The sequence below is a fragment of the Sphingopyxis soli genome, assembly GCF_018682675.1.
GTDB lineage: Bacteria > Pseudomonadota > Alphaproteobacteria > Sphingomonadales > Sphingomonadaceae > Sphingopyxis > Sphingopyxis soli.
Genome location: NZ_JAFMTR010000033.1, coordinates 61,264 through 87,475, shown reverse-complemented (window position 1 = coordinate 87,475; position 26,212 = coordinate 61,264). Strand labels below are relative to the sequence as shown.

General features: G+C 66.5%; 28 protein-coding genes, 1 tRNA gene and 1 other RNA gene. 12 read left to right on the top strand and 18 right to left on the bottom strand.

Going from position 1 to position 26,212, the window contains the following annotated elements; all coding sequences use genetic code 11:
* Positions 1–28 precede the first annotated feature (28 nt).
* From J1N50_RS04420 to J1N50_RS04405, 4 genes are all read right to left on the bottom strand, one after another.
* The gene (locus J1N50_RS04420) at positions 29–307 is read right to left on the bottom strand and encodes an ETC complex I subunit (protein ID WP_215350541.1); all 279 of its coding nucleotides are present in this window, start codon (positions 305–307) and stop codon (positions 29–31) included.
* 178 nt (positions 308–485) lie between these two features.
* A complete protein-coding gene (gene hrpB, locus J1N50_RS04415) occupies positions 486–2,951 on the bottom strand; it encodes an ATP-dependent helicase HrpB (RefSeq protein ID WP_215350540.1) in 2,466 nt (821 codons plus the stop codon).
* Positions 2,948–3,325, bottom strand: coding sequence for a DUF1801 domain-containing protein (locus tag J1N50_RS04410; RefSeq protein WP_215350539.1), 378 nt, complete (start codon positions 3,323–3,325; stop codon positions 2,948–2,950). The genes hrpB and J1N50_RS04410 overlap by 4 nt, the downstream gene beginning before the upstream one ends.
* A gap of 148 nt (positions 3,326–3,473) precedes the next feature.
* Positions 3,474–4,487, bottom strand: a complete 1,014-nt coding sequence (locus J1N50_RS04405; protein WP_215350538.1) for a polyprenyl synthetase family protein — start codon at positions 4,485–4,487, stop codon at positions 3,474–3,476.
* A 104-nt stretch (positions 4,488–4,591) separates the two neighbouring features.
* On the opposite strand from J1N50_RS04405, the gene J1N50_RS04400 reads away from it, so the two are divergent.
* Positions 4,592–4,876 carry a chorismate mutase gene (locus J1N50_RS04400; RefSeq protein ID WP_215350537.1) on the top strand — a complete coding sequence of 95 codons (285 nt, stop codon included), beginning with the start codon at positions 4,592–4,594 and terminating at the stop codon, positions 4,874–4,876.
* Positions 4,873–5,562 (top strand): glutathione S-transferase N-terminal domain-containing protein, encoded by a 690-nt coding sequence (locus J1N50_RS04395; RefSeq protein WP_215350536.1) that lies wholly within the window; start codon positions 4,873–4,875, stop codon positions 5,560–5,562. The genes J1N50_RS04400 and J1N50_RS04395 overlap by 4 nt, the downstream gene beginning before the upstream one ends.
* Positions 5,563–5,669: 107 nt before the next feature.
* On the opposite strand, the gene J1N50_RS04390 is transcribed toward J1N50_RS04395, so the two are convergent.
* The 11 genes from J1N50_RS04390 to J1N50_RS04340 all read right to left on the bottom strand — a co-directional run bounded on the left by J1N50_RS04390 (position 5,670) and on the right by J1N50_RS04340 (position 15,293).
* Positions 5,670–7,067 (bottom strand): sensor histidine kinase, encoded by a 1,398-nt coding sequence (locus J1N50_RS04390; protein WP_215350535.1) that lies wholly within the window; start codon positions 7,065–7,067, stop codon positions 5,670–5,672.
* A gap of 3 nt (positions 7,068–7,070) precedes the next feature.
* Positions 7,071–7,733, bottom strand: a complete 663-nt coding sequence (locus tag J1N50_RS04385; RefSeq protein ID WP_215350534.1) for a response regulator transcription factor — start codon at positions 7,731–7,733, stop codon at positions 7,071–7,073.
* A 105-nt stretch (positions 7,734–7,838) separates the two neighbouring features.
* On the bottom strand, positions 7,839–8,147 hold the full coding sequence (locus J1N50_RS04380) for a hypothetical protein (protein WP_215350533.1): 309 nt from the start codon (positions 8,145–8,147) through the stop codon (positions 7,839–7,841).
* A 97-nt stretch (positions 8,148–8,244) separates the two neighbouring features.
* Positions 8,245–8,319: transfer RNA gene (locus J1N50_RS04375), tRNA-Val, on the bottom strand.
* Between the two features lie 164 nt (positions 8,320–8,483).
* Positions 8,484–8,756 (bottom strand): HU family DNA-binding protein, encoded by a 273-nt coding sequence (locus J1N50_RS04370; RefSeq protein ID WP_003044445.1) that lies wholly within the window; start codon positions 8,754–8,756, stop codon positions 8,484–8,486.
* Positions 8,757–8,938: 182 nt separating this feature from the next.
* A complete protein-coding gene (gene lon, locus J1N50_RS04365; RefSeq protein ID WP_215350532.1) occupies positions 8,939–11,335 on the bottom strand; it encodes an endopeptidase La in 2,397 nt (798 codons plus the stop codon).
* 133 nt (positions 11,336–11,468) lie between these two features.
* A complete protein-coding gene (locus J1N50_RS04360) occupies positions 11,469–11,804 on the bottom strand; it encodes a YbaB/EbfC family nucleoid-associated protein (RefSeq protein ID WP_215350531.1) in 336 nt (111 codons plus the stop codon).
* Positions 11,801–13,504 (bottom strand): DNA polymerase III subunit gamma/tau, encoded by a 1,704-nt coding sequence (locus J1N50_RS04355; protein ID WP_215350530.1) that lies wholly within the window; start codon positions 13,502–13,504, stop codon positions 11,801–11,803. The genes J1N50_RS04360 and J1N50_RS04355 overlap by 4 nt, the downstream gene beginning before the upstream one ends.
* Before the next feature lie 185 nt (positions 13,505–13,689).
* An RNA gene (gene ffs / locus J1N50_RS04350) (signal recognition particle sRNA small type) lies at positions 13,690–13,787 on the bottom strand.
* Between the two features lie 78 nt (positions 13,788–13,865).
* Positions 13,866–14,201 (bottom strand): 2Fe-2S iron-sulfur cluster-binding protein, encoded by a 336-nt coding sequence (locus tag J1N50_RS04345; RefSeq protein WP_215350529.1) that lies wholly within the window; start codon positions 14,199–14,201, stop codon positions 13,866–13,868.
* On the bottom strand, positions 14,202–15,293 hold the full coding sequence (locus J1N50_RS04340) for a cysteine desulfurase family protein (RefSeq protein WP_215350567.1): 1,092 nt from the start codon (positions 15,291–15,293) through the stop codon (positions 14,202–14,204).
* Between the two features lie 291 nt (positions 15,294–15,584).
* Between J1N50_RS04340 and J1N50_RS04335 the strand changes: the two genes are divergently transcribed.
* Entirely contained in the window at positions 15,585–16,241 is a 657-nt protein-coding gene (locus tag J1N50_RS04335) for an alpha/beta hydrolase (RefSeq protein ID WP_058453864.1), read from the top strand.
* A 120-nt stretch (positions 16,242–16,361) separates the two neighbouring features.
* On the opposite strand, the gene J1N50_RS04330 is transcribed toward J1N50_RS04335, so the two are convergent.
* Positions 16,362–16,526: a hypothetical protein gene (locus J1N50_RS04330; RefSeq protein ID WP_215350528.1), complete on the bottom strand. Its 165-nt coding sequence runs from the start codon at positions 16,524–16,526 to the stop codon at positions 16,362–16,364.
* Between the two features lie 111 nt (positions 16,527–16,637).
* Here J1N50_RS04330 and rpiB point away from each other — a divergent pair, with 111 nt between their 5' ends.
* The 6 genes from rpiB to J1N50_RS04300 are packed head-to-tail and all read left to right on the top strand — an operon-like array spanning position 16,638 to position 20,081.
* Positions 16,638–17,090, top strand: a complete 453-nt coding sequence (rpiB, locus tag J1N50_RS04325; protein WP_215350527.1) for a ribose 5-phosphate isomerase B — start codon at positions 16,638–16,640, stop codon at positions 17,088–17,090.
* A complete protein-coding gene (gene glyA / locus J1N50_RS04320; RefSeq protein ID WP_215350526.1) occupies positions 17,087–18,394 on the top strand; it encodes a serine hydroxymethyltransferase in 1,308 nt (435 codons plus the stop codon). Before rpiB ends, glyA begins: the two co-directional genes overlap by 4 nt.
* A gap of 4 nt (positions 18,395–18,398) precedes the next feature.
* On the top strand, positions 18,399–18,617 hold the full coding sequence (locus J1N50_RS04315) for a hypothetical protein (RefSeq protein ID WP_215350525.1): 219 nt from the start codon (positions 18,399–18,401) through the stop codon (positions 18,615–18,617).
* Positions 18,618–18,620: 3 nt separating this feature from the next.
* Positions 18,621–19,088 carry a transcriptional regulator NrdR gene (gene nrdR / locus J1N50_RS04310; protein WP_215350524.1) on the top strand — a complete coding sequence of 156 codons (468 nt, stop codon included), beginning with the start codon at positions 18,621–18,623 and terminating at the stop codon, positions 19,086–19,088.
* Positions 19,085–19,813, top strand: a complete 729-nt coding sequence (locus J1N50_RS04305; protein WP_215350523.1) for an RNA methyltransferase — start codon at positions 19,085–19,087, stop codon at positions 19,811–19,813. Before nrdR ends, J1N50_RS04305 begins: the two co-directional genes overlap by 4 nt.
* Before the next feature lie 28 nt (positions 19,814–19,841).
* Entirely contained in the window at positions 19,842–20,081 is a 240-nt protein-coding gene (locus tag J1N50_RS04300) for a hypothetical protein (protein ID WP_215350522.1), read from the top strand.
* A gap of 12 nt (positions 20,082–20,093) precedes the next feature.
* Here J1N50_RS04300 and J1N50_RS04295 read toward each other — a convergent pair whose 3' ends face one another.
* Positions 20,094–20,402: a chorismate mutase gene (locus J1N50_RS04295; RefSeq protein WP_215350521.1), complete on the bottom strand. Its 309-nt coding sequence runs from the start codon at positions 20,400–20,402 to the stop codon at positions 20,094–20,096.
* 201 nt (positions 20,403–20,603) lie between these two features.
* Here J1N50_RS04295 and rpsD point away from each other — a divergent pair, with 201 nt between their 5' ends.
* Positions 20,604–21,215: a 30S ribosomal protein S4 gene (gene rpsD / locus J1N50_RS04290; protein WP_215350520.1), complete on the top strand. Its 612-nt coding sequence runs from the start codon at positions 20,604–20,606 to the stop codon at positions 21,213–21,215.
* Between the two features lie 70 nt (positions 21,216–21,285).
* Here the strand turns inward: rpsD and J1N50_RS04285 are convergent, their stop codons facing one another.
* Positions 21,286–23,268, bottom strand: a complete 1,983-nt coding sequence (locus J1N50_RS04285) for an alpha/beta hydrolase family protein (RefSeq protein ID WP_215350519.1) — start codon at positions 23,266–23,268, stop codon at positions 21,286–21,288.
* 170 nt (positions 23,269–23,438) lie between these two features.
* On the opposite strand from J1N50_RS04285, the gene J1N50_RS04280 reads away from it, so the two are divergent.
* Both J1N50_RS04280 and J1N50_RS04275 read left to right on the top strand, forming a co-directional pair.
* Positions 23,439–25,118, top strand: a complete 1,680-nt coding sequence (locus J1N50_RS04280; protein ID WP_215350518.1) for a M28 family metallopeptidase — start codon at positions 23,439–23,441, stop codon at positions 25,116–25,118.
* Between the two features lie 106 nt (positions 25,119–25,224).
* The gene (locus J1N50_RS04275; protein WP_215350517.1) at positions 25,225–26,208 is read left to right on the top strand and encodes an agmatine deiminase family protein; all 984 of its coding nucleotides are present in this window, start codon (positions 25,225–25,227) and stop codon (positions 26,206–26,208) included.
* Positions 26,209–26,212 lie beyond the last annotated feature (4 nt).

The following is a 26,212-nucleotide window of genomic DNA, read 5'->3' as shown; positions in this document are numbered from 1 at the left end:
CCGCCGTCGCGGGGCGACGCTTATTTGATCAACGGAAATTGTCGGCGTAGGCTTGGATCTTCAGCGTGCGGACGGGCGTCGGCATAACCTCCGCCTCGATACCGTTCTTTTCGGCATAGGCGACCGCCTCTTCGCGCGTCGCGAAGCCGAGACGAAGCTGGCGCTGCGTGTCGCCGCTGCCTGCCCAACCCATCAGCGGATCGGCCTTGCGCGCCTCGGCGGGCGCAAATTCGAGAAACCAGCGCTGCGTGCCCGCACGGCCCGACTGCATCGCATTCTTGGGCTTCTGGAAGATACGCGCTTTCATGGGTGGTCGTCCTGACTGGGATGCTTCTGTCGTCGCCTTAGCGTCAAGCATTTCAGACGAAAAGAGGGAAAGCCGTGCGCTCCCTCTTCGTCATCCCGGACTTGATCCGGGATCCATCTATCCAACATCGCGTCGGTGGACCCGGGATCAAGTCCGGGGTGGCGAATGATGGAGAGGCCTATTGCGTATCACGCCGCGCCTGCGCCGCCTTGGTGAGCAAGGTCGCCCGCGCGTTCGCCGGATCGTCGGGCCAGCTATGCTTGGGATAGCGGCCGCGCATCTCCTTCGCGACCTCCGACCAGCTGCCGCGCCAGAAACTTGCGATGTCGCGGCTGGTCTGGATCGGCCGGTGCGCGGGCGAGGTCAGCGCGAGAACGAGCGGAACCGGCGGTTCGCCGATCACCGGGTGCCGCGCGAGGCCGAACATCTCCTGCACGCGCACGCTGACCGTCGGGCCGCCGTCGGCGCCATAATCGATCGCATGGCGGCTGCCCGCGGGCGTGATGAAATCGGCGGGGGCGAGCTTTTCGAGCGACTGCCGAGCGGGCCAGTCGAGCAGGGCCGCGAGCGCATCGGCCAGGCGCTGGTCGCCGATGTCGCGCAAGCCGCGCGATTTTTCGAGCAGCGGCGCGAGCCAGATATCGAGGCTGTCGGCAAGCGCGGGCGCCGACAGCGCATCGAGCCCCGCGAAGGACGCGCGCTGACGCAATGCCTGCGACACCGGCCCCCAACCGATCAGGCCGAGGCCCTTTTCGCGCACCGCGGCGAGGCGCACCGCGACATCGTCTTCGGCGCCCTCGCTTCGCGCCGCCTGCCCGCTCGACAGCGCAATCGCGCCGAGGCGGCGTTCGCGGCGATGGTCGACGCGGTCGGTCTCGGCATCGTAGCGGCTCGCCGAGCGGCTTTCGATCCGGTCGGCGAAGATCGTTTCGACCTCGGCCAAGCCGATCGGCGCCGCGCCCAGAATGCGCACCCCGGCGGCATGGCCCTGCGCGTCGGCGATGGCGAGCCATTCGCTGTTCGCCAGCGGATCGAGCGGGTCGAGCTTGTAGGCGCGGCCGCCCGCGCTCAGATAGTCGCCGCGCTGCCCCGCGCGCCGGCGCGCGACCCGGTCGGGCCAGGCGGTCGCGATCCAGCCGCCCACCGACCGTCCGCCGGGTTTGCTCTCGCCCGATGCGCGTTTCTCGCCAAGCTCGGCAAGGCGTCGTGCCAGCCGCCACGCGCCTTCGGAACGGTCGCCGCGCATCGCCTTCCAGCGTTGCAGCCGCGCCTCGACATCGACGCCGCGCCCGCCCAGGCCCGGCTCGGTGAGCAGAACCGCCAGCTTTGCCGCAAGATCGGCCTCCCCCGCACGCGCCGCGTCGAGCAGCATGTGCGCGAGCGGCACCGGCAGCGGGATCGAAGCAAGCGCCTTGCCGTGCGCTGTGATGCGCCCGTCGTCGCCGAGCGCGCCGATCGCCCGCAAACGCGCTTTCGCCTCGGCGATCGCGGCGGGCGACGGCGGATCGAGCCAGCCCAATTGCCGCGGATCGACAATGCCCCAGCTCGCGCAGTCGAGCACCACGGGCATCAGGTCATTCTCGTGGATTTCGGGCGGGTCGAACGGCGGCATACCCGCGGTCGCCGCGGCTTCCCACAGGCGATAGGCGACCCCCGGCCCCTGCCGCGCCGCGCGTCCCGCGCGCTGGGTCGCCGATGCCTGGCTGGCGCGTTCGGTGACGAGCCTGGCGATCCCCGCCGCCTTGTCGAAGCGCGGGCGCCGCGACAGGCCGGCGTCGATCACGATGCGCACGCCCTCGATCGTCAGGCTGGTTTCGGCGATGCTCGTCGCGAGGATGAGCTTGCGGCCGCCGTCGGGGTCGCGGACGAGCGCTTTCCGCTGCTGCGCCGGGTCGATCTGGCCGTGCAGGCGATGGACGACGAGCGGCAGCCCCGCCGCCTCGACCGCCGCCGCGGCGCGCTCGATGTCGGCCGCGCCGGGCAGGAATACGAGCATGTCGCCGTCCGCCTCGTCGGCCATCGCCTGTCGCACCGCCGCCAACACCGAGGCCTCGAGCCGATCCTCGGCGCGGCGGCCGATATGGCGCAACTCGAGCGGCCAGCTCTTGCCTTCGCTCTTCACCACCCGCGCATCGCCAAGCAGTGCACCAAAGCGCGCGCCGTCGAGCGTCGCCGACATCGCGACGAGGCGCAGGTCGTCGCGCAGCCCCTGTTGCGCGTCGATCGCGAGCGCGAGCGCGAAATCGCCGTCGAGGCTGCGTTCATGCACCTCGTCGAAGAGCACCGCCGACACCCCCTGAAGCTCTGGATCGGCGAGGATACGGTTGCGGAAAAGGCCCGGCGTCATCACCAGCAGCCGCGTCGCCGCCGACTGTTTGCTGTCGAGGCGAGTCGCATAGCCGACCCTGCCGCCGACCGCCTCCCCCATCTCTTCGGCGATCCGTTCGGCGGCAGCGCGCGCGGCGAGACGGCGGGGCGAGAGCAGCCACACCGCGCCCTTGCACCACGGCTGGTCGAGGATCGCGGGGGCGACGCGAGTCGTCTTGCCCGCCCCCGGCGGCGCCACGACCACGACATTGGGTTTCAGCACCAGCGCCGCCATGATGTCGGGCAGCACGGCATCGATCGGCAGCGGCTGCGTCATGTGCGGGCTGCGGGATTGCCCAGTTCGGCGTTGAGTCGGAACGCTTCGGCCGCGAGCGCCGCGACCTGTTCGGCCGTCACCTCGGTCGCCTCGGTCATCACCAGGTTGCCGAGTTCATATTTGCCGCTCGCCTTGATCCGCGGATCGACCTCGCGCAGCCTTTTGCCGCGCCAGAAGCCGAGCAGCACGCGATGCTGTTCGGCGCGGATCAGGATGCACGGACCGTTCGCCATGAAGACAAGGTTGGTCCATTTGATTGTCTCTTCGAACGGGGCGGCGCCCATGATCGCGGCGCGCATCATGGCGCATCGTTCGAGCTGCCAGCCCGAGAGGGCGGCGATATAGGCATCGGGCGTTTCGGCGGCTGGACCCATCGTCGGCATATTTCATACCTGGCCTAAAAAGATCGTGTTTCCCAGCGAAGGCGGGGATCCATCATCTGCCGGTGCTATCTGGCGCCGACCGGAGATGGCCCCCCGCCTTCGCGGGGCAACACCAAGAAAGGATGGTGGTCAAAAGCCACTAATAAGCGCGCGCGACCGCGAAGGCGACCGCTTCGGTCAGCGCCGATTTCGCCTGGCTCGCGCGGAAGCCGCCGATCGCGTCGACCGCGCGCTGACCATAGTGGCGCGCGCGCGCGAGCGTGTCGGCGATCGTGTCATGCTTCAGCAGCAGCGACTTGGCGTAGGCGAGATCCTCGTCCGACGTCTTGTGTCCGACGATCGCCTGCTTCCAGAATTCGCGTTCCTCGGCGCTGCCGCGCGCATAGGCGAGGATGACCGGCAAGGTGACCTTGCCGTCGCGGAAATCGTCGCCGACGCCCTTCCCCATCGTCTCCGCGTCGGAGACATAGTCGATCGCATCGTCGACGAGCTGGAACGCGATGCCGAGATTGCGGCCATAGGTGTCGAGCGCCGCTTCGGTCGCGTCGTCGCGTTCGGCGACGACCGCCGCGATCTTGCACGCGGCGGCGAACAGTTCGGCGGTCTTGGCGTTGATGATCGCGAGATACTGGTCTTCGCTCGTCTCGATCCGGCGCTGCGCCGAGAGCTGGTTGACTTCGCCCTCCGCGATCACCGCCGAGGCGCGGCTGAGGATCTTCAGCACCTTCAGCGACCCGTCCTCGACCATCACCTCGAACGCGCGGCTGAACAGGAAGTCGCCGACCAGCACCGAGGCGCTGTTGCCCCAGATGGTGTTCGCGGTCTTGCGGCCGCGACGCAGGTCCGATTTGTCGACGACATCGTCGTGGAGCAAGGTCGCGGTGTGGATGAATTCGACCGCGGCGGCGAGCTTGCAATGGCGGCGCCCCGGATAGTCGAGCAGCTTGCCGCACGCGAGCGTCAACATCGGGCGCATCCGCTTGCCGCCGCCCGCGATCAGATGCCCCGCCAGCTCGGGGATCAGCGGCACTTCGGACTGCATCCGGTCGAGAATGACCGAATTCACCTCGTTCATATCGGCGGCGACGAGCGCCATCATCGGGTCGAGCGAGGGCGGCCGGTCGCCGTGGAGGAGGTGGATTTCCGCAGTCATGACAAGCGCCGCCTTGGCCGGAGGGGCATAAATTTGCAACGACTTTCGGCTTGCCTTGCAGGCCCGCGCGGTGCCAAGCGTTCGGGACACCAAAGGAGCCGCGCATGGACCAACTCAGCCGTTACCGCCAGAGCATCGACAATATCGATGCGGCGCTCGTCTATATGCTCGCCGAGCGGTTCAAGGTGACGAAGGCGGTCGGCGAGCTGAAGGCGCGCGAGGGCCTGCCCCCCGCCGATCCGGGCCGCGAGGAGCGCCAGATCGGCCGGCTGCGCGAGCTGGCGCGCGACGCCGACCTCGACCCCGATTTCACCGAGAAATTCCTGCGCTTCATCATCGACGAAGTGATCCGCCACCATCAGCAGGCGAAGCGGGAGACCGAGGCGTGACGCATCCGATTTTCGCCAGATGGCCCGCCGAGCATCCCGACCGCTTGCAACTGTTCGGGGCGCCGACGCCGAACGGGGTGAAGGTCAGCATCATGCTCGAGGAATGCGGCCTGCCCTATGAAGCGCACCGCATCGACATCATGGCGAACGAAAGCCACGACCCGGCGTTCCTCGCGCTCAATCCGAACGGCAAGATTCCGGCGATCTACGACCCCGACGGGCCGGGCGGGACGCCGCTGGCGCTGTTCGAATCGGGGGCGATCCTCCTCTATCTCGCCGACAAGACCGGCCGCTTCCTGCCCGCCGATCCGGGTCGGCGCTATGAGGCGATCCAGTGGCTGATGTGGCAGATGGGCGGCGCGGGACCGATGTTCGGCCAGCTCGGCTTCTTCCACAAATTCGCCGGGCGCGGCTATGAGGACAAGCGTCCGCGCGACCGCTACGCGGCCGAATCCGCCCGCCTGCTGGGCGTTCTCGACGGGCGGCTCGACGGGCGCACGTGGATCATGGACGACGATTACAGCATCGCCGACATCGCGCTGCTCGGCTGGGTGCGCAATTTGATCGGTTTCTATGACGCCGCCGAGATCGTCGGCTTCGAGCGGTTCGGGCATGTGCAGGCGTGGCTGGAGCGCGGCCTGGCACGACCCGCGGTGCAGCGCGGGCTGCTGGTGTGTTCGACTTAGCGGTTAGGTGACCGCTGGCGACCGGAAGCGGACGGTCTTCTCCCCTCCCGCAAGCGGGAGGGGAGTGAGCGGACGTCTTCAACCCTGGCTCCCCACCGCTGAGCAGCCTAACCAGCCGGCAATCTCAGCCGCACCAGCAGTCCGCCCAGATCCTCGCTCTCTTCGAGCGCGATGCTGCCGCCGTATATTTCCGCGACGTCGCGGACGATGGCGAGCCCCAGCCCTGTTCCCGGCTTGCCGCTGTCGAGCCGGACGCCGCGGTCGATGACGCGCTGGCGATCGGCGGGCGAGATACCCGGCCCATCGTCCTCGACGAGGATTTCGGCCATGGCCCCGGCGCGCTGGATGGTGACGAACACGCTGCCGCCGCCATATTTCGCGGCATTTTCCAGCAGATTGCCGATCAGCTCGTCGAGATCCTGCCGTTCGACGCGCACGACCAGCGTCTTGTCGCCCTCGGCATCGAGCCGGACATTGGGGTAAAGCAGGCCGACCGCACGCGAGACGCTTTCGACGCTGTCGCGCACATTCGCGCGCGCCTGCGCGGCGCCGCGGCGCCCGACGGCGCGCGCGCGGGCAAGATGATGGTCGACCTGCCGCTGCATCGTCGCCGCCTCGCGCCGCACCGTTTGCGCAAGCTCGCTGTCCGACCCGGTCGCGCTGTTGACGAGCACGGTCAGCGGCGTCTTGAGCGCGTGCGCCAGATTGCCCGCGTGGAGCCGCGCCTCCTCCGCCTGCTTCTCGTTGTGCGCAAGCAGCGCGTTCAATTCGTCGACCATCGGCTGCACCTCGAGCGGGAGCGGCGCGACGATCCGGCGGTTCTCGCCGCCGCGCATCGCGGCGATCGCGCGGCGGATCTGGCGCAGCGGCAGCAAGCCGTAGAAGGTTTGGAGCGCCGCAAGCACGATCAGCCCGAGCCCGAGCAGACCGAGGCTGGGGATCAGCGTCGCGCGCACCGCGCGGATCTGCAGGTCGAGCGCGTCGCGCGACTGGGCGATCTGGAACCGCCAGCTCACCTTGCTGCCCGGCAGGATGACGTTGCGTTCGAGGACGCGAAGCTGTTCGTCGGGAAACTGGTTGCTGTTGTAGGTGTGAAGCGCGTTGTCGATATGCGCGTGCGGCGGCGTTAGCGTGCGTTCCCACAGCGAGCGCGACCGATAGGGTTCCTGCCCGCCGCCGCTGATCTGCCAGTAGAGGCCGCTATAGGGTTCGAGGAAGCGCTGGTCGCCGAGCGGTTCGATCAGCCGCACCTCGCCATCGGGCCCGATCTCCGACGAGCGGATCATCGCGATCAGCACATATTCGAGGCTGGCATCGAAGTTGCGCGTGATCGCGCCGGTCAGCACGCGATCGAGCGCGAAGCCGCCGCCGATCAGCAGCACCGAAATCCAGATCGTCGCGATCGCGATCATGCGCCGCGCGAGCGAGCCGGTGATACGGCGCGTCAACGCGGCGGGCTTTGCGGCTTCGGTCGCTATCGCAGGGGCGGCATCGGCCTCCGCCATGCCTTACTGCGGATCGTCGAGCTGGTAGCCGAGACCGCGGATGGTGGTGATGATGTCGGCCCCGAGCTTTTTGCGGATGCGCGTCACGAACACCTCGATCGTGTTCGAATCGCGGTCGAAATCCTGATCGTAGATATGCTCGATCAGCTCGGTGCGCGACACGACCTTACCCTTGTGATGGAGCAGGTAGGACAGGAGCTTATATTCCTGCGCGGTGAGTTTCACCGGCGCGCCGTCGAGCGTCACGCGGCCCGAACGCGTGTCGAGGCGGACGTTGCCCGCGATCAGCTCGCTCGACGCATTCCCCGCGGCGCGGCGGATGAGCGCGCGCAGGCGGGCGATCAATTCCTCGGTCTGGAAGGGCTTGGCGAGATAATCGTCGGCGCCCGCGTCGAGCCCCGCAACCTTGTCCGACCAGCTGTCGCGCGCGGTCAGAACCAGCACCGGGAAGTTGCGCTTTTCCTTCCGCCAGCGGTCGAGCACCGTCAGCCCGTCGATTTCGGGCAGTCCGAGGTCGAGGATCGCGGCGTCGTAATTTTCGGTCGAGCCCAGGAAATGGCCGTCCTCGCCGTCGGTGGCGAGGTCGACGGCATAGCCGGCGCCTTCGAGCGTCGCCTTGAGCTGCGGACCCAGCGTGGGTTCGTCCTCGACAATCAAAATCCGCATTCAGGCGCCTTTCCTTTGCGCGGCCGGTGCGTCCCGCGCCGCGATGGTGCAACTCTGTACCAAGTCCCAACGATCATCGCAAAATGTCGTTGCGCTCGAAAAATGTCAGGGTTTGCGTCCGACGATCCGACCGGTCCGCGCATCGACATAGACGACAACGACCTGCGCGCCGTCCATGAATTTCAACGCATAGAGCATCCGGTCGGCATCGAACTGCGGCCCGCCGAGATAGGTCATGCCGCTGTAGGGCGGGCGCGATTTGACGTCGGCGATCAGCCGGTTGAGCGGAATCACCTGCCCCTGCGCCGCGGCTTCGCGCAGATTGTCCTGGTCACGGTCGCCGCGGGCGAACGCGGGCGTGCCCGCGGCAAGCAGCGAGGCGGATGCAAGGGTTATGGTCAAAATACGGAACATGCCCATGGTCCTAGTGCGAACGCATTGAATAGGCGATGAATGGGGTCGACAGGCGATATTCGGCCTTTGCCGCCGCGCAGCGAAGCGCTTCGGGGAATGGTGGGCGCGACAGGGATTGAACCTGTGACCCCACCCGTGTGAAGGGTGTGCTCTACCGCTGAGCTACGCGCCCATTCCGAGGCCGGCCGATCGACCGGCGCGTCCGAAAGCCGGACGGCCATAGCCGCTCGCGCCGGTAATGCAATGTCCATTTGCCGAAAATTCATCCGTCGATGCAAATCGGGCCGCAGCTTGCGCCACGGCCCGAGATGTTTTCACCAAAAGGGTCCAGCCAACTTAGTTGACGGCGTCCTTGAGGGCCTTGCCGGCCTTGAACTTCGGCTGGTTCGACGCCGCGATGGTCATCGTTTCGCCGGTGCGCGGGTTGCGACCGGTCGAGGCCTTGCGCTTGCTGACCGCGAACGTGCCGAAGCCGACGAGACGAACTTCGCCGCCCTTCTTCAGCGCGCCGGTGATCGAATCGAACACGGCTTCGACCGCCTTGCTCGCGTCGCCCTTGGTCAGGCCGCTCGAGTCAGCGACGGCGGCGATCAGGTCTTGTTTGTTCATGCCTAAGGAACCCCTGCATTATGGTTGGATAATCGATTCATGGCCCGAAGCCATGGCGCGCCACTAACGATGTTTCCCCCCGCCTTGTCAAAGCAAAAAACGGCGAAAAACGCCCCAAAAAGCCGATTATGCGACGAATTTGGGTCCAAAAAGGGCCGGTTGCGCGAACCGGCCCTTCGGGGTCAGTGCCGAATCGCGGATTCGGGGTCGCTGCCGGGCGAAATCGGCGGCGATGCGGCGAGTTCGTCGGCCTCGGTCCACTCGATCGGTTCGACCGGCGCCACCAGCGCCTCGGCGAGCACCTGGTCGACATGGCTGACCGGAATGATCTTCAGCGACGACGTGATGTTCGCCGGAATCTCGACCAGATCCTTTTCATTCTCCTCGGGAATGAGAACGGTGGTGATCCCGCCGCGCAGCGCCGCGAGCAGCTTTTCCTTGAGCCCGCCGATCGCGAGCACACGGCCACGCAGCGTGACCTCGCCGGTCATCGCGACATCCTTGCGAACCGCGATGCCGGTGAGGGTCGAGACCATCGCCGTGACCATGCCGACGCCGGCCGACGGACCATCCTTCGGCACCGCGCCTTCGGGAAGGTGGATATGGATGTCCTTGCGCGCGAACAGGCTGGGCTTGATGCCATAGGCCGGGGCGCGCGCCTTCACGAACGACAGCGCCGCCTGCACCGATTCGGTCATCACTTCGCCGAGCTTGCCGGTGGTCCGCACCTGGCCCTTGCCCGACGCGGTGACCGCCTCGATCGTCAGCAGTTCGCCGCCGACCTCGGTCCAGGCGAGCCCGGTGACCGCGCCGACCTGATCCTCGCGGTCCGAAACGCCGTGGCGGAATTTCCGCACACCGGCGAATTCGGCAAGATTGTCGGGGGTGACGACGACGCTTTCCGCCTTGCCCTCCAGGATCTTGCGCAGCGCCTTGCGCGCCAGACGCGCGATCTCGCGCTCGAGCGTGCGGACGCCGGCCTCGCGCGTGTAATAGCGGATGAGGTCGCGCAAGCCTTCTTCGGTCAGCTCGAACTCGCCGGCCTTCAGGCCGTGCGCCTCGATCTGCTTCGCGATCAGGTGACGCTTGGCGATCTCGACCTTCTCGTCCTCGGTATAGCCCTCGAGCCGGATGATCTCCATGCGGTCGAGCAGCGGCTGCGGCAGGTTCAGCGAGTTGGCGGTCGTCACGAACATGACGTCCGACAGGTCGACATCGACCTCCAGATAATGGTCCTGGAACTTCGCATTCTGTTCGGGGTCGAGCACTTCGAGCAGCGCCGACGCCGGATCGCCGCGGAAATCCTGGCCGAGCTTGTCGATCTCGTCGAGCAGGAACAGCGGGTTCATCGTGCCGGCCTTCTTGAGGTTCGTCACGATCTTGCCCGGCAGCGATCCGATGTAGGTGCGGCGGTGGCCGCGGATTTCGGCCTCGTCGCGCACGCCGCCGAGCGACTGGCGGACGAATTCACGGCCGGTCGCCTTGGCGATCGAACGGCCGAGCGAGGTCTTGCCGACGCCCGGAGGGCCGACGAGGCAGAGGATCGGCCCCTTCAGCTTGTTGGTGCGCGCCTGCACCGCCAGATATTCGACGATCCGGTCCTTGACCTTCTCGAGCGCGAAATGGTCGGCGTCGAGGACGTCCTGCGCCTTTGCGATGTCCTTCTTGAGCTTCGACTTCTTGCCCCACGGCAGGCCGATCAGCGTGTCGAGATAGTTGCGCACCACGGTCGCCTCGGCCGACATCGGGGCCATCGCGCGCAGCTTCTTGAGCTCGGCATTCGCCTTGGCCTTGGCTTCCTTCGACATTTTGAGGCTGTCGATCTTGAGCTGCAGTTCGGCGAGGTCGTCGCCGCCCTCGCCATTGTCGTTGCCGAGCTCGCGCTGGATCGCCTTCAACTGTTCGTTGAGGTAATATTCGCGCTGGCTCTTCTCCATCTGGCGCTTCACGCGGCCGCGGATCTTCTTCTCGACCTGCAGCACGCCGAGTTCGCCTTCCATAAAGGCGAACACCATCTCGAGCCGCTTCGCGGGCGCGTCCTCGACGAGCAGCGCCTGCTTGTCGGAGACCTTGATGTTGAGGTTGCCCGCAACCGAGTCGGCGAGGCGCGAGGCGTCGTCGATCTGCGAGAGTTGCACCGCGGTTTCGGCCGGCATCTTCTTGTTGAGCTTGGCGTAGCTTTCGAACTGGTCGACGACCGAACGCATCAACGCGGCGGTGTCGACGCTGTCGTCGATGGTGTCGGCGATCGGCTTCACGCTCGCGAGCACGGCCTTGCCTTCGTCCTCGAGGCTGACGAGCCTGGCGCGCTCCTTGCCCTCGACGAGCACGCGGACGGTGCCGTCGGGAAGCTTGAGCAACTGCAGAACGGTGGCGATCACGCCGGTGTCATAGAGGTCGTCGCGCTGCGGGTCGTCCTCGCCGGGATCGAGCTGGGCGACGAGGAAGATTTCCTTGTCGCTTTCCATAGCGGTTTCGAGCGCGGCGACCGAGCGGTCGCGGCCCACGAACAAGGGAACGATCATGTGCGGGAATACGACGATATCGCGCAGCGGCAACAGGGGATAGGATTGCGTCATCGGGGCTCCTGGACGCGCGCCGCGACCCGGCGCGCCGTCCTTCTTATAGGCGGTTCATCGCTAATATGGCGTAACTTGCCGCGCATTCAATGACGCAGGCCTGAACGGGCAGCGGAAGCGGGGGACAAGACCGTCAGAAAGGCAGCTTGAACCCCGGCGGCAGCGGCAGGCCGCTCGTCATCTTGCCCATTTCCTCGTTGCTCGCCGCATCGGCCTTTTCGCGCGCATCGTTGAACGCAGCGGCGAGCAAATCCTCGAGCATCTGCTTGTCGGATGGGACGATCAGGCTGTCGTCGATATGGATCGCCTTGATCCGGCCCTTGGCGCTGGCACGAATCCTGACGAGCCCGCCGCCCGACACGCCTTCGACCTCGACGGTGTCGAGCTTCGCTTGCGCCTCCCGCATCTGCGCCTGTACGGTGGCGGCGGCTTCCTGTGCCGCCTTCATCATTTCTTCGATCGATTTCATGGGTTCAGCCTTTGATGGTTGGCGTCGTCTTCGACAAGCCTTGCGTCGGGGAAAGCCGCGAGCGCGGCCTTCACGACCGGCAGTTCGCGAATACGGGACTCATTGTCGGCCAGTTTCGCGGCGCGCATCTGGCCGAGGCTCGGGCGCCCCTCGCCCTCGCCCGACCGGACCTGCCAGCGGCTGCCGGTCTGGGCAAGCAGCGCCTCGCCCAGCCGGCGCGCGAAATCGCCGTCGAGCGCCGGAACGGGGGCATAGACGAGCAGGCCGGGTTCGAGCTCGACAAGTTTGAGATCGTCATAAACCTGGCGCGCAAGCTGATGATGACCGGTGCTTTCCAGCAGCTGGTGGATTTGCGCGATGGTGAGCGCCGAGGCGGGAGTTTCGGCGCTTTCCGGCACCGGTCCGGCCGCAGCCGCGCTCTCGCGCCCGGTCGGTGCGGGCGGCGCACCGAGCGGCATCGCCGGCACGCCGCCCGATTCGAGCAGCTTCGCAAGCTCGCCCGGATCGGGAAGCGAGGCGGCGTAGATGACGCGCAGCAGCAGCATTTCGAGATGTTCGAGCGGGTTGGTCGCGCGCAGCACCTCGTCATGCCCCTTGAGCAACAGCTGCCAGAGGCGGTTGAGCGGCGCGAAACCCAGCTTTTTCGCCCAGTCGCCGATGCGTTCGCGGTCGCTCGCGGCGAGCGCGGGATCGTCGTGGCGCGACACTTTGGCGAGCGTCACCGCGTGCGTCAGGTCCATCAGCCCGCGCACCATCGCGACGGGCTCGATCCCCAGCGCATATTGGGCGCGGGCAAGGTCGATCGCGCCGCCGCTGTCGCCCTCGAGGATCGCCGCCATCAATTGCGCGATCGCGGTGCGATCGGAGAGGCCGAGCATCGTCCGCACCTGATCGGCGCCGATCCTGCCGCCTCCATCGAGATCGGCGTGGGCGATCGCCTGGTCGAGGATCGACAGGCCGTCGCGCACCGACCCTTCGGCGGCATTGGCGATCAGCCAGATCGCCGGCGCTTCGGCCTCGACGCCTTCCTTCTGCAGGATCGCGCTGAAATGCGCGAACAGCATGTCGGGGGTGATACGGCGCAGGTCGAAGCGCTGGCAGCGCGAGAGCACCGTCACCGGCACCTTGTTCACTTCGGTCGTCGCGAACAGGAACTTGACGTGCGGCGGCGGCTCTTCGAGCGTTTTGAGGAGCGCATTGAAGGCGTTACGCGACAACATATGCACTTCGTCGATGATGTAGATCTTGTAGCGCGCCGACACCGCGGCATAGCGCACCGCCTCGATGATCTCGCGGACGTCGTCGACCCCGGTGTTCGACGCGGCGTCCATCTCGATCACGTCGATATGACGCCCCTCGGTGATCGCGCGGCATGGTTCGCAGACACCGCACGGATCGATCGTCGGCCCGCCCTGCCCGTCGGGGCCGATGCAGTTCAAGGCCTTGGCGATGAGGCGCGCGGTCGAGGTCTTGCCGACCCCGCGCACCCCGGTCATCAGAAAGGCATGCGCCAGCCGGTCGCGGGCAATCGCGTTGCCCAGCGTCTTGACCATCGCATCCTGCCCGATCAGTTCGGCGAAGGTTTGCGGGCGATATTTGCGGGCGAGGACGCGGTATGGGCCGCTCGATGCCGCGGGCGCGGGCGTCTCCGGCAAATCCATGCCCGGCATCGTCGGTTCGTCGTCGGCGGAATCGTCCATAGCCCCGTCTTAAGGGGCGGCGGCACGCTTGTCGAAGGGGAATGCGGACCGTGCCTCCCGCCCCTCGTCATGCTGGACTTGTTTCGGCATCCATGGCGCGCCGTTGCCCGCGGACGCAGCGTCGAACGAGAGCAAGGGGCCATGACCCCTGAAACAGGTTCAGGGTGACGAGGTTAAAAATGTCCGAGGGTGGGAGCCGGAACGACCCGCAGCGAATTCGTTGCGGCTGCTTCCTTCCGGACCTGACCGGGTTGGCGAAGACTGCGTCCGCCCGACTCCCGCGGCGCATATGGCGGCGGACGCGGAGAAATGCAAGGTTGGTCCTTTTGTCCGCTTTGGGGCAACAACCGGTCGCAACCTGTTACCGCGATCGCTGCATATTGCGGCTTTCAGCGGGAATATGGACGGTCAGCCCGTCCAGCTCCTCGGTCAGCACGATCTGGCACGACAGGCGGCTGGTGCGGCGCACCCCGGCGGCAAGGTCGAGCATATCCTCCTCCATCTCGCTGGCTTCGGGGAGGCGGTCGAAGTCCTGCCTGTCGACGATGACGTGGCAGGTCGAGCACGCCATCTGCCCCTCGCACGTCCCTTCGAGCGGCATCAGATGCGCCTGCGCGACATCGAGCAGAATGGAACCCGGCTCGGCCTCGGCCTCGGTGCGGCCCTTGCCGTCGGCGTGGATGAAGGTGACGCGCACTCAATTCACTCCCTGCAGCCGCGCCGCATCCTTGATGGCGTTCAGCCCCTCGCGCAACGCCTCTTCGGTCGTGTAGCGCCCCCAGCCGAGGCGGATCGACGCGCGCGCGTCGGCTTCGCCGACCCCCATCGCGCGCAGCACATGGCTGACCTTGCCCGACCCGCTGCCGCACGCGCTGCCAAGCGAGAAAGCGACATTGCGGGCGTCGGACATCAGACGAAGGCCGTTCACGCCGTCGCGGCGGACGTTGAGATTGCCGTGATAGCGCGGGCTTTCGGCGCCGTTGAGCGTCCATTCGGGCAGCATGTCGCGCGCGACCGACCACAGGCGCTCGACATGCGCGGCATCCTGTTCGAACCGCTCCGCCGCCAGCGCCGCCGCGGCGCCGAAACCGGCGCACAGCGCGGGCGAGACGGTGCCCGACCGCATCCCCTGTTCCTGCGCGCCGCCGAACATCAGCGGCTCGAGGTCGATTCCGTCGCGCACCCACAGCGCACCGATGCCCTTCGGCCCGTGAATCTTGTGCGCCGAGATCGCGATCAGGTCGGCCTCGCCCGGAATCGCGACGCGCCCATAACCCTGCACGGCGTCGCAGAGCAGCAGGCTGTTCTTTGCATGGGCGGCGGCGGCGAAGGCGGCGACCGGCTGGATCGTCCCGACCTCGTTGTTGACCAGCATCGTGGCGACGATGCCGTTTTCGGGAATCAGGACATCATCGGGCGCGACGGCGACCCCTTCGCCATCGACCGGCAAAATCGTGGCATTCAGCCGTTCGAGGCATTGCAGCGAGGCGGCATGTTCGATGCTCAGTCCCGCGACGCCGCCCGGCTTCGCCTTCGCGCCGCTGAACAGCGCCCAGTTGAGCGCCTCGGTCGCGCCCGAGGTGAAGAACACGCGCCCGCCCCTCGGCAGCAGCGCCGCGACCTGGTCGCGCGCCACTTCGACCGCGGCCGCGGCAGCGCGGCCGGCCTTGTGCGTGCTCGACGGGTTGGCGAAGCCGTCTCCTTCGCCGGCTCCTTCCAGCCAGCGCAGCATCGCCTCGCGCGCCTCGGGGGCGAGCGGCGTCGTGGCCTGATAGTCGAGGTAAATCATCGGTGGCATTTGCCCATTAATCTCTTTGGTGTCGAGCGATGCTCTGGATCGTCGTCATCCCGGACCCTTCGACAGGCTCAGGACAGGCTTGATCCGGGATCCCTTCTAGCGGCGCCGGAATAGTGGATCCCGGATCGAGTCCGGGATGACGAACCGGGCTGAACGCCTTATTGCGAGCGATTCGCAAAAGTTGCAACTTGCTACCCGATTTCTATATAGGCGCCACCTTCGCTCCGCCACCCCGCCAGCCGGCGATTCGGCCTTGAGCTCAAAAAGACAAGAGGTGCGCCCATGCCCGACGTGATTTTTCCCGGCCCCGAGGGCCGCATCGAAGGCCGATTCTCGCCGCCGCCGCGCCCGCGCGCGCCGGTCGCGCTCATCCTGCACCCGCACCCGCAGGGCGGCGGCACGATGAACGACCGCATCACGCAGGCGATGTACAAGAGCTTCGTCGCGCGCGGATTTGCGGTGCTGCGCTTCAACTTCCGCGGCGTCGGGCGCAGCCAGGGCACGTTCGACAACGGCATCGGCGAACTCAGTGACGCCGCCTCGGCGCTCGACTGGGTGCAGTCGATCCATCCCGAGGCGCAGACGACGTGGGTCGCGGGCTTCAGCTTCGGCGCGTGGATCGGGATGCAGCTGTTGATGCGCCGCCCCGAAATCCGCGGCTTCCTGTCGGTCGCGCCGCCGGCGAACATGTATGATTTCAGTTTCCTTGCGCCCTGCCCCTCGTCGGGCATCATCGTCGCGGGCGGGCAGGACGAGATCGTGCCCCCGGCCGCGATCCAGAAGCTGGTCGACAAGCTGCGCACCCAAAAGGGCATCACGATCCACCACGACGAAATCCCGCGCGCCAACCACTTCTTCGAGCATGAGCTCGACCAGCTGATGAAGTCGCTCGACAACTATCTGGACATGCGGCTCGCCCCCGATTCGCCGATCCGTTGACCTGCTGATCCAGCCATCTTCGTCATTGCGAGGAGCCGAAGGCGACGCGGCAATCTCCAGCGATCGGTATTGACGATCGTTAGCTGGAGATTGCTTCGCTTCGCTCGCAATGACGATGCGCTATTTCGTGGGCACCAGCCAGATCGCGACATTGGCGAACATCACCAACGCGGCGACGAGCATCAGCAGCGCGCGGCGCCGGTCGCCCTTGCGGAAGACATAGACGGCGCCGCCGGTCAAAATGACGCCGGTCAGCATCAGCACGGACAGGATCGTGTCGGACATGGCGCGCCCATATCGCCGGCGTCACAAATTTGCCACCTCGCTTATGGCCAATCGGCCGCGCTTCGCCTAAAGGCGCGTCATCGATTCCCTTTCTCCAGCGGGAGCCGCGCCATGCGCATCGCGATAGCCTCTGACCACGCCGCCTACGAGCTGAAGGCCGTGCTCGCCGACTGGCTGCGCGGCGAGGGGCACGAGGTCGCCGACCTCGGCACCAACGGCCCCGACAGCGTCGACTACCCCGATTATGGCTATCGCCTCGCAGCGGCCGTCGCGAGCGGCAGCGCCGACAAGGGCGTCGCCCTTTGCGGTTCGGGGATCGGCATCTCGATCTCGGTCAATCGCAACCCGGCGTGCCGCTGTGCGCTCGTATCCGAACCGCTGTCGGCCAAACTGGCGCGCGAGCATAACGACGCCAATGTCATCGCACTCGGCGCGCGGCTGACCGGCATCGACATGGCGAAGGCGTGCATCGCCGCCTTCCTGACCACCGACTTCGCGGGCGACCGCCACGCACGCCGCGTCGACAAGCTTTCCCACCCGCCCATCCTGGAGACCAGCCGATGACCACCGAAACGCTCGCCAAGCCCATCAAGTCGGCCGGCTATTTCACCGATGGGGTCGGCGCGACCGACCCGGCGGTCGCCGCCGCGATCAAGCACGAGCTCGAGCGCGAGCAGTATCAGATCGAGCTGATCGCCAGCGAAAACATCGTCTCGAAAGCGGTGCTGGAGGCGCAGGGCAGCGTCTTCACCAACAAATATGCCGAGGGCTATCCGGGCAAGCGCTATTATCAGGGCTGCGCCCCGTCGGACGAGGTCGAGACACTGGCGATCGACCGCGCGAAGACGCTGTTCGACTGCAATTTCGCCAACGTCCAGCCGCATTCGGGCGCGCAGGCGAACGGCGCGGTGATGCTTGCGCTGACCAAGCCCGGCGCGACGATCCTCGGCATGAGCCTCGACGCCGGCGGCCACCTGACCCACGGCGCGCCGCCCGCCATGTCGGGCAAATGGTTCAACGCGGTGCAATATGGCGTCCGCGCCGACGATCATCTCGTCGATTTCGACCAGGTCGAGGCGCTGGCGAAGGAACATCGCCCCTCGCTGATCATCGCGGGCGGTTCGGCCTATCCGCGCACACTCGATTTCGCGCGCTTCCGCGCCATCGCCGACGATGTCGGCGCGCTGCTGATGGTCGACATGGCGCATTTCGCGGGCCTCGTCGCCGGCGGCGCACACCCCTCGCCGCTGCCGCACGCGCATGTCGTCACCACGACGACGCACAAGACGCTGCGCGGCCCGCGCGGCGGCATGATCCTGACCAATGACGAAGCGATCGCCAAGCGCATCAATTCGGCGGTCTTCCCGGGCCTGCAGGGCGGGCCCCTGGTCCATGTCATCGCCGCCAAGGCGGTGGCGTTCGGCGAAGCGCTGCGCCCCGAGTTCAAGGATTATGCGAAGGCAACCATCGCCAATGCGCAGGCACTCGCGAACCGGTTGAAGGCGCGCGGCGCCGACGTTGTCGCGGGCGGCACCGACACGCACCTCGCGCTGATCGACCTGCGTCCGCTGGGCGTCACGGGCCGCGACGCCGACGAGGCGCTCGAACGCAGCGCAATCACCTGCAACAAGAATGGCGTTCCCTTCGACCCGCTGCCGCCGGTCAAGACCAGCGGCATCCGCGTCGGATCGCCCGCGGGCACGACGCGCGGTTTCGGCATCGCCGAGTTCGAGGAAATCGGCGACATGGTCGCCGACGTGCTGGAAGCGCTGCGCGACAAGGGCGAGCATGGCGACGCCGATGTCGAGGCCGACGTTCGCGGTCGCGTCCGCGCGCTTTGCGAACGCTTCCCCATCTATCAGGGATAAGGCGATGGCGCGGCAGCACCCCGAGGAACCGACGCTGGTCGAGCTGACGATCGAAGAGGTCAAGGCGATGGGCAAGCAGGGGATGGCGCACCCGTCGACGCGGCCGGTGCTGATCGGCGGTGCGATCGGGGCTGCGCTCGGACTGGTGCTCGACGCGATCAGCTGGCCCGTCGGTCTGTTCATCGGCGCGGCGATCGCGCTGCTCATGCGGGTGCGTCGCTGATCCATGCGCTGCCCCTATTGCGGACATGAAGACAGCCAGGTGAAGGACAGCCGTCCGACCGAGGACGGTGCGGCGATCCGTCGCCGCCGCCAGTGCGAGGATTGCGGCGCGCGCTTCACGACCTTCGAGCGCATCCAGCTCCGCGAGGTCGCGGTGCTGAAGGCGGGCGGCGGCCGCGAGCCCTTCGACCGCGAGAAACTAATGCGCAGCGTCCAGATCGCGTGCCGCAAGCGCCCGATCGACGGCGCGCGCATCGAAAGGCTCGTCTCGGGGATCCAGCGCCAGCTCGAAACCTCGGGCGAGAATGAGGTGCAGGCGGCGCAGATCGGCGCGATGGTGATGGAAGCGCTCAAGGGCTTCGACAATGTCGCCTATATCCGCTTCGCCAGCGTCTATCGCGATTTCACCGAAGCCAGGGATTTCGAGGAATTCGCCTCTTCGATCACCGAGGCGGCACGGCCCGGCAAATGAGCGCGGCCGCCCCGCCCCCCGTCATCGTTCTGGTACGGCCGCAGCTTGGCGAAAATATCGGCAAGGCGGCGCGCGCGATGCTCAATTTCGGGCTGACCGAGCTGCGTCTCGTCGCGCCGCGCGATGGCTGGCCGAACCCCGATGCGGGGCCGGCAGCGTCCGGCGCCGACATCGTGCTGGCAAGGGCCGAGGTCTTCGACACGCTGGCGGACGCAGTGGCCGATTGCACGACCATCTATGCGACCACCGTCCGCAAGCGCGGCGTGAGCAAGCCCGTCCTCACGCCCGAGGAGGCGGCGAAGCAGGTCCATGCGACGGCGGGCCGGTCGGCCTATGTCTTCGGCCCCGAACGATCGGGGCTGGAAACCGACGACGTCGCGCTCGCCCACACCATCGTGACGGTGCCGATCAACCCCGAATTCGGCTCGCTGAACCTCGCGCAGGCAGTGATCCTGCTCGCCTATGAATGGTCGAAGGGCATCGCGCTGGCGAGTCCGCCCGAAGTGCCGCTCGACCCGCCCGCCGAGCATGGCGAGATGGAGCAGCTGATCCAGCATTTCATCCGCGACCTCGACGCCGCGGGCTATTTCTTTCCCGCCGACCGCACCGAAGCGACGCTGCGCACCTTGCGGACCGCGCTCACCAAGACCGGCTGGTCGTATAATGATATCAGGATGATGCACGGCATCATTACGATACTTGGCAGGACGCCGCGGCCGCGATAACGGAGCGCATCCTCATTCGGAGATTATGATGCTCTCTCTCGTTCTTTCGCTGATGCTGTCCGCGGCCGCCCCCGAAGCCGCCACCCCTGCCGATCCGGCAACGACCACCGTCAAGGCCAAGAAGCCCAAGAAGATCTGCCAGAGCCACACCAACACCGGCTCGCGCATGAAGCGCCAGACCTGCAAGACGCAGGAAGAGTGGGAAAGCGAGCAGCAGACCAACGTCGGCAGCGATGCGCGCCTGACCCACGGCGCAGCAGGGAATTGAGCCTTTCCGGCGTCAGCCGCGAAGGGCGTCCCACCTGATCGCTTCATAGGCGATCGACTGTTCGACCAGTTCGTTCCAGACGGCGCGCAGCCGCGCGGGCTCCAGCCCCGCGGCCTCGGCTGCGCGCGCGACATTGTCGAGAACCTCGGCCTTGCGGGCTTCGTCGCGCACGGAATTCCGGTCGGTCTTGATCCGGGCCGCGGCATCCATATAGCCGAACCGGCGCGCCAGCAGCGCGACGAGCTCGCGGTCGATCTGGTCGACCCCGGCGCGCACCTCGATCATCGTTTCGCAATCGTCGGGTAGTTTGATGACGGTCATGCGCGCTGCCTTTAGCGGCTTTTTCCGCGCCGTCCAGCATGGGACGCGGACTTGACTCCTCCCTCCCCACCGTCTAACGGCGCGCCTTCGCAAATTGACCCCGCACCCCGGTGAAGCGGTGGTCGCATATGGAGCCTTCCATGTGGTGCGATCCGGGAAACCGCCGAAATCCTTCGGCACACAGCAAATTGGAGACGACATATGTCGAAGCGCCAGAGCGCCAAATATAAACTCGACCGCCGGATGGGCGAAAACATCTGGGGTCGCCCGAAGAGCCCGGTCAACCGCCGCGAATATGGCCCCGGCCAGCACGGTCAGCGCCGCAAGGGCAAGATGTCGGACTTCGGCATCCAGCTCCGCGCGAAGCAGAAGCTGAAGGGCTATTACGGCGACATCACCGAGAAGCAGTTCAAGAAGAATTATTTCGAGGCGTCGCGCATGAAGGGCGATACCGGCCAGAACCTGATCGGCCTACTCGAACGCCGCCTGGACGCGGTCGTCTATCGTTCCAAGTTCGCGCCGACGATCTTCTCGGCCCGCCAGCTCGTCAGCCACGGCCACGTCTATGTGAACGGCGTGAAGTGCAACATCGCAAGCCGCCTCGTGAAGCCGGGCGACGAAGTCACCCTCGGCAAGAAGGCGCAGGAAATGGCGCTGGTCGCCGAAGCGCAAAGCCTGCCCGAGCGCGACCTGCCCGAATATCTGGCGCTCGACGGCACCAAGGCGACCTTCGTCCGCGTGCCCACGCTCGACGAAGTGCCCTATCCGGTGAAGATGGAACCGAACCTCGTCGTCGAATTCTATTCGCGCTGATCGGGTTCGATATCGAATTCAAGGGGGCGGTCCGGAAACGGGCCGCCCCTTTTCGTTTAACCGGCCTTCCTCAATGCGGCAGGAAGGCCGCGATCTTCCGCAGCATGTCGGTGCGCGCCTCCGACGCCTCGAGCGAGTGGGCAAGGTCGGGATATTCGACAAGTTCGACGCGTTTGCCCGCGCCTTCGAGCGCGCGCTTCATCGTGCGCGATTGCGCGATCGCGACATTCTGGTCGAGCGTGCCGTGGAACATCAGCACCGGCGCCCTGATCGCGGCGACATTCTGCGCCGGCGAACCCTCGCGGACATGCGGCCCGGTGCCGATGAATTTCCCCTCGATCCGGGCAGAGCCGTCGCGCATCGCTTCATCCTTCAGCTGCGCCAGATCGGTGACGGGGGCGATCGCGACGATCGACTTGAACAGGTCGGGCGCAAGCACCCCCGATTGCAGCGCGGCATAGCCGCCATAGGACCAGCCGACGATCGACAGCTTCGCGGGATCGGCGCCTTCCCTGACCAGCCAGCGGCCGGCGTCGGTCACGTCGCCCACTGCGATGCGCCACGACTGGAAGCCGTTGTTCTGATACCATTGGTCGCCATAGCCCGACGAGCCGCGATAATTGGGCTGGAGCACGGCATAGCCGCTTTGCGCGAAATATTGCGCGAGCCAGTCGAACCCCCATTCGTCGCGCGCCGACGGCCCGCCGTGCGGCATCACGATCGCGGGCAGCCCCTTCGCATCGGTGCGCCCCGGCGGCAGCGTCAGATAGCCGGGCACCATCGTGCCGTCGCCCGCGGGATAGGTGATCGCCTTCACCGGCGACAGTTTCACGGTCGCCAGCTGTTCGCGCGACAGCAGCAGCGGCCGCAGTTCCTTCGCCGCGGGAACGTAAAGATAATAAGCGCCGGGATCGGTGTCGGATTCGGCGCGGACGATATAGCGGCTCTCGTCGGCCGATGCGTCGACGATCACCACCGGCTTGCCGCCCAGCGCCCGCGACAGCGCGTTCGTCATCTTGGCGATCGCGGGGTCGGTCATGACGGCCGTGCGCTGGTCGGTGGCATAGGACACGCCGACGATCCGGCCGTTGCGCCCGACGCGGACGATATCGTCGACGTCGACCTCGGGATGTTTGTAGATGGTCGTCGTCGTCCCGCTGCCATCGAGCGCCATCGCGACCACCGCCTGGCGGCCGTCGATCTTCTGGAACCCATAGACGCGGTTCGTCGCGGCATCGACCGCGGCCGGCAGGAAGCCTTCGTCGGTCACGATGTCGCGTTGCGACAGATATTGCCAGCTGCCGCCATCTTTCGGACGGAAGGAATAGCGGATCACCGGATCGAACTGCCCGACGCTGCTGGTGAAGCCCTGCGTCGCCATGATGCGGACATTGCCGTGCCCGTCGGAGAGATAGTGGATCGCATCGCGGTTCGCCGCTTCGACCCGGCGCGCTGTGCCGTCCACCGAATCGACGCGGTCGACGCCCAGACCTTCCGCCTTCTTGGCAAGATGCGTGCCCGTGCTGACCTCGGGCACATAGCTGCGGGTCATCAACAGCGAGCCATTGTCGGTCGACGACCAGTCGATCACGCTGCCACCGCGAAAATCGGCATAGAGCGAGCGGGCGCTACGGCGATTGCTGAGCACCCGCAGGTTGCCGCCGGCAGCGTCGACTGCGATGATGTTCGTCGCCGCGAGCACGTCGCCGGCGATATTGTCGCGCGCAAAGGTCTGGCAGGCGAGCCGTGCGTTGGTGACCCAACCGCACCAGCTGAGGCTGCCCGCCGCGCCGCCGTCGCTCGACAGGATCAGGCGCGGCTGCGCCCCTTCGGTCGTGTCGACGATGAAGAGCTGGCGCTTCTGCTTCGTCCCCTGCCCGATGAAGGCAAGGTGCTGGCCATCGGGCGAGAGGCTGACGTCGAGGATCGATTCCAGCGCGCCGAACCGCGCCGCAAGGTCGTTGTCCTGCGCCTGCGCGGCGGGAACAGCGACAAGCGAGGCCTGCAGGGCCAGTACCGACAGGCCCCGAGCGAAAAATTTATGCGAAACCAAGATATAGTCCCCCGTTAGAATCTTGTGCCGAAGGACTGCCACCCGCACCGAAATTATCAAGTCTCTTTGGAACCTTATCGGCGGCATCGTCCCCTGCCGCTCCGCCTTGCATCGGTACGCGACGACTGGCACAAGCCCGGTCGCCCGCAAACGAAACCCCGAGGAATTCCATGCTTCGTTTCCCCCGAACCACCGCGGCTTTCGCGGTCCTCCTGACCGTCGCCGCATGCGGCGGCGCCGACAAGGCGGCCACCGCCGTCGCCCTGCCCGACGTCCAGTTCCCCGACCTGTCGCTGCAGACGCTTCAGGACGTCACCAGGGAATTGTCTTCCGACGCCTATGAGGGCCGCGCGCCCGGCACGGTGGGCGAGGAAAAGACGATCGCCTATCTGATCAAGCAATATGAGGCGGCGGGACTGAAGCCCGGCAACAACGGCAAGTGGACGCAGGATGTCCCGCTGGTCGAGATCACGACGAAAAACGCGACCCCGCTGACCTTCTCCGGCGGCAAGGCGCCGGTCACGTTGCAATATGCGAAGGACTATGTCGCCTTCAGCTACCGCGTGCAGCCGAAGACCGAGATCAAGGACAGCGACGTCGTCTTCGTCGGCTATGGCATCAACGCGCCCGAAAAGGGCTGGAACGACTATGCCGGGCTCGACGTCAAGGGCAAGACCGTCATCATCCTCGTCAACGACCCCGACTGGCAGACGAAGGAAGCCAAGGGCGAATTCAACGGCCGGGCGATGACCTATTACGGCCGCTGGACCTATAAATATGAGGAAGCGGCGCGTCAGGGCGCCGCCGCCGCGCTGATCGTCCACGACACCGAACCCGCCGCCTATGGCTGGAACGTCGTCGAAAGCAGCAACACCGGCGCCAATTATCTGGCCGAAAGCAAGGACGGCGGCGCCAAGGAAACCGCCGCGAACGGCTGGATCCAGCTCGGCAAGGCGAAGGAGCTGTTCGCGAGCGCGGGGCAGGATTTCGACGCGCTGCGCGCCGCCGCCGCGAAAAAGGGGTTCAAGCCCGTCGCGCTGACCGGCGTGAAGGCGACCTTCGGCTTCGATAACGCGATCGCCAGGAAGATGTCGCATAACGTCATCGGCGTGCTGCCGGGCGCCAAGCGGCCCGACGAATATGTGCTCTACACCGGCCACTGGGATCACCTCGGCCGCTGCACGCCGGTGAACGGCGACGGCATCTGCAACGGCGCGGTCGACAATGCGAGCGGAATCGCGGGTCTCGTCACGCTGGCGCAGGCTTACAAGAAGGCCGGAGCGCCCGATCGCAGCATCGTGTTCCTGGCCGTCACCGCCGAGGAATCGGGTCTGCTCGGTTCCAAATATTATGCCGAGAACCCGATCTTCCCGCTCGGCCAGACCGTCGGCGGGGTGAACATGGACTCGCTCAATCCCAATGGCCCCGCGAAGGACATCGTCGTCGTCGGCCGCGGCAAGTCGCAGCTCGACGCCTATCTCGAAAAGGTCGCCAAGGCTGCGAACGTCGCGATCGTCGACGAACCGACCCCCGAAAAGGGCTTCTACTACCGTTCGGATCACTTCAGCTTCGCGAAGCTGGGCGTGCCCTTCTTCAACTTCGGCGCGGGCGAAGACCTGGTCGCGGGCGGCAAGGAAGCCGGCAAGAAGGCGGCAGAAGATTATGAAAAGAACCGCTATCACGCACCCGCCGACGAATATGCGGCGATCAAGAATTGGGACGGGATGCTCGCCGACCTCAAGCTCTATTATGCCGCCGGCCGGATGCTCGCATCGACGACGGCGTGGCCGAACTGGAACGAAGGCGACGAGTTCCGCGCCGCGCGCGACAAGTCGCGCCCTGCGAAGTAGAGCTTCGTCATTGCGAGCGAAGCGAAGCAATCCAGAGCGGTATAGGCAGCTCTGGATTGCCGCGTCGCTTCGCTCCTCGCAATGACGAGATAAAGGACAAGCGCCCATGACGCTCAAGATGCCCGCAGAATGGGCGCCGCACGAGGCGGTGTGGATCGGATTTCCGCACCTCGATGAAGAATGGGCGGGCGCGATCGACGCGGCCCGCGCCGACATCGCCGCCTTCGCGAACGCCGTCCATGACGGCGGCCGCGGCGAAGAGGTGCGGCTGGTCGTCAACGACGAGCGACAGGCGGAAGTCGCCGCAAAGCTCGTCGACGCGGGCGTCCGCATCCTCGTCCAGCCGCTCGGCGACATCTGGCTGCGCGATACCGGGCCGATCGTCGCCGGCACGGGCGCGGCGCGGCGCGCGCGCAATTTCGAATTCAACTGGTGGGGCGAGAAATTCGTCATGCCGGGCGATCAGGAAGTGGGCGCGGCGCTCGCCGCCGGATCGGGCCTGCCCGTGGACGATCAGGACTGGGTGCTCGAAGGCGGCGCGATCGACGTCGACGGCAGCGGCCTCTGCGTCACCACCGAGGAATGCCTGCTCAACGCCAACCGCAACCCGGTGCTGACGCGCGAGGATATCGCGGTGCGCCTCCACCAGTCGCTCGGCATCGACCGGCTGCTGTGGCTCGGCAACGGGCTGATCGGCGATCACACCGACGGCCATGTCGACAATCTCGCGCGCTTCGTCGGCGAAGGTCGCCTCGCGCTGCCTGTTGCGGCGGGCGACGATGACCCCAACGCCCATATCTATGCCGACGCCCGCGCGCGCACCGCGGCCTTCGACGGAATCGAGATCGTCGACCTGCCCTCGCCGGGCCGGGTCGAAATCGACGGCGAGATCGCGGCGGCGAGCTATATGAATTTCTACATCGGCAATACGGTCGTTGTCGTCCCGACCTATGGCGTGGCGAACGATCAGGCCGCGGTCGACATGCTTGCCGCGCTCTTCCCCGATCGCCGCGCCGTCGGCGTGCCCGCGCGCGGGATCATCGTCGGCGGCGGCAGCTTCCATTGTTCGAGCCAGCAGGTGCCAACATGAGCAG

Coding starts and splice junctions, on each gene's coding strand:
- J1N50_RS04420 (WP_215350541.1), bottom strand. CDS start 307: ATGAAAGCGCGTATCTTCCAGAAGCCCAAGAATGCGATGCAGTCGGGC.
- hrpB (WP_215350540.1), bottom strand. CDS start 2,951: ATGACGCAGCCGCTGCCGATCGATGCCGTGCTGCCCGACATCATGGCG.
- J1N50_RS04410 (WP_215350539.1), bottom strand. CDS start 3,325: ATGGGTCCAGCCGCCGAAACGCCCGATGCCTATATCGCCGCCCTCTCG.
- J1N50_RS04405 (WP_215350538.1), bottom strand. CDS start 4,487: ATGACTGCGGAAATCCACCTCCTCCACGGCGACCGGCCGCCCTCGCTC.
- J1N50_RS04400 (WP_215350537.1), top strand. CDS start 4,592: ATGGACCAACTCAGCCGTTACCGCCAGAGCATCGACAATATCGATGCG.
- J1N50_RS04390 (WP_215350535.1), bottom strand. CDS start 7,067: ATGGCGGAGGCCGATGCCGCCCCTGCGATAGCGACCGAAGCCGCAAAG.
- J1N50_RS04385 (WP_215350534.1), bottom strand. CDS start 7,733: ATGCGGATTTTGATTGTCGAGGACGAACCCACGCTGGGTCCGCAGCTC.
- J1N50_RS04380 (WP_215350533.1), bottom strand. CDS start 8,147: ATGTTCCGTATTTTGACCATAACCCTTGCATCCGCCTCGCTGCTTGCC.
- J1N50_RS04370 (WP_003044445.1), bottom strand. CDS start 8,756: ATGAACAAACAAGACCTGATCGCCGCCGTCGCTGACTCGAGCGGCCTG.
- lon (WP_215350532.1), bottom strand. CDS start 11,335: ATGACGCAATCCTATCCCCTGTTGCCGCTGCGCGATATCGTCGTATTC.
- J1N50_RS04360 (WP_215350531.1), bottom strand. CDS start 11,804: ATGAAATCGATCGAAGAAATGATGAAGGCGGCACAGGAAGCCGCCGCC.
- J1N50_RS04355 (WP_215350530.1), bottom strand. CDS start 13,504: ATGGACGATTCCGCCGACGACGAACCGACGATGCCGGGCATGGATTTG.
- J1N50_RS04340 (WP_215350567.1), bottom strand. CDS start 15,293: ATGATTTACCTCGACTATCAGGCCACGACGCCGCTCGCCCCCGAGGCG.
- J1N50_RS04335 (WP_058453864.1), top strand. CDS start 15,585: ATGCCCGACGTGATTTTTCCCGGCCCCGAGGGCCGCATCGAAGGCCGA.
- J1N50_RS04330 (WP_215350528.1), bottom strand. CDS start 16,526: ATGTCCGACACGATCCTGTCCGTGCTGATGCTGACCGGCGTCATTTTG.
- rpiB (WP_215350527.1), top strand. CDS start 16,638: ATGCGCATCGCGATAGCCTCTGACCACGCCGCCTACGAGCTGAAGGCC.
- glyA (WP_215350526.1), top strand. CDS start 17,087: ATGACCACCGAAACGCTCGCCAAGCCCATCAAGTCGGCCGGCTATTTC.
- J1N50_RS04315 (WP_215350525.1), top strand. CDS start 18,399: ATGGCGCGGCAGCACCCCGAGGAACCGACGCTGGTCGAGCTGACGATC.
- nrdR (WP_215350524.1), top strand. CDS start 18,621: ATGCGCTGCCCCTATTGCGGACATGAAGACAGCCAGGTGAAGGACAGC.
- J1N50_RS04305 (WP_215350523.1), top strand. CDS start 19,085: ATGAGCGCGGCCGCCCCGCCCCCCGTCATCGTTCTGGTACGGCCGCAG.
- J1N50_RS04300 (WP_215350522.1), top strand. CDS start 19,842: ATGCTCTCTCTCGTTCTTTCGCTGATGCTGTCCGCGGCCGCCCCCGAA.
- J1N50_RS04295 (WP_215350521.1), bottom strand. CDS start 20,402: ATGACCGTCATCAAACTACCCGACGATTGCGAAACGATGATCGAGGTG.
- rpsD (WP_215350520.1), top strand. CDS start 20,604: ATGTCGAAGCGCCAGAGCGCCAAATATAAACTCGACCGCCGGATGGGC.
- J1N50_RS04280 (WP_215350518.1), top strand. CDS start 23,439: ATGCTTCGTTTCCCCCGAACCACCGCGGCTTTCGCGGTCCTCCTGACC.
- J1N50_RS04275 (WP_215350517.1), top strand. CDS start 25,225: ATGACGCTCAAGATGCCCGCAGAATGGGCGCCGCACGAGGCGGTGTGG.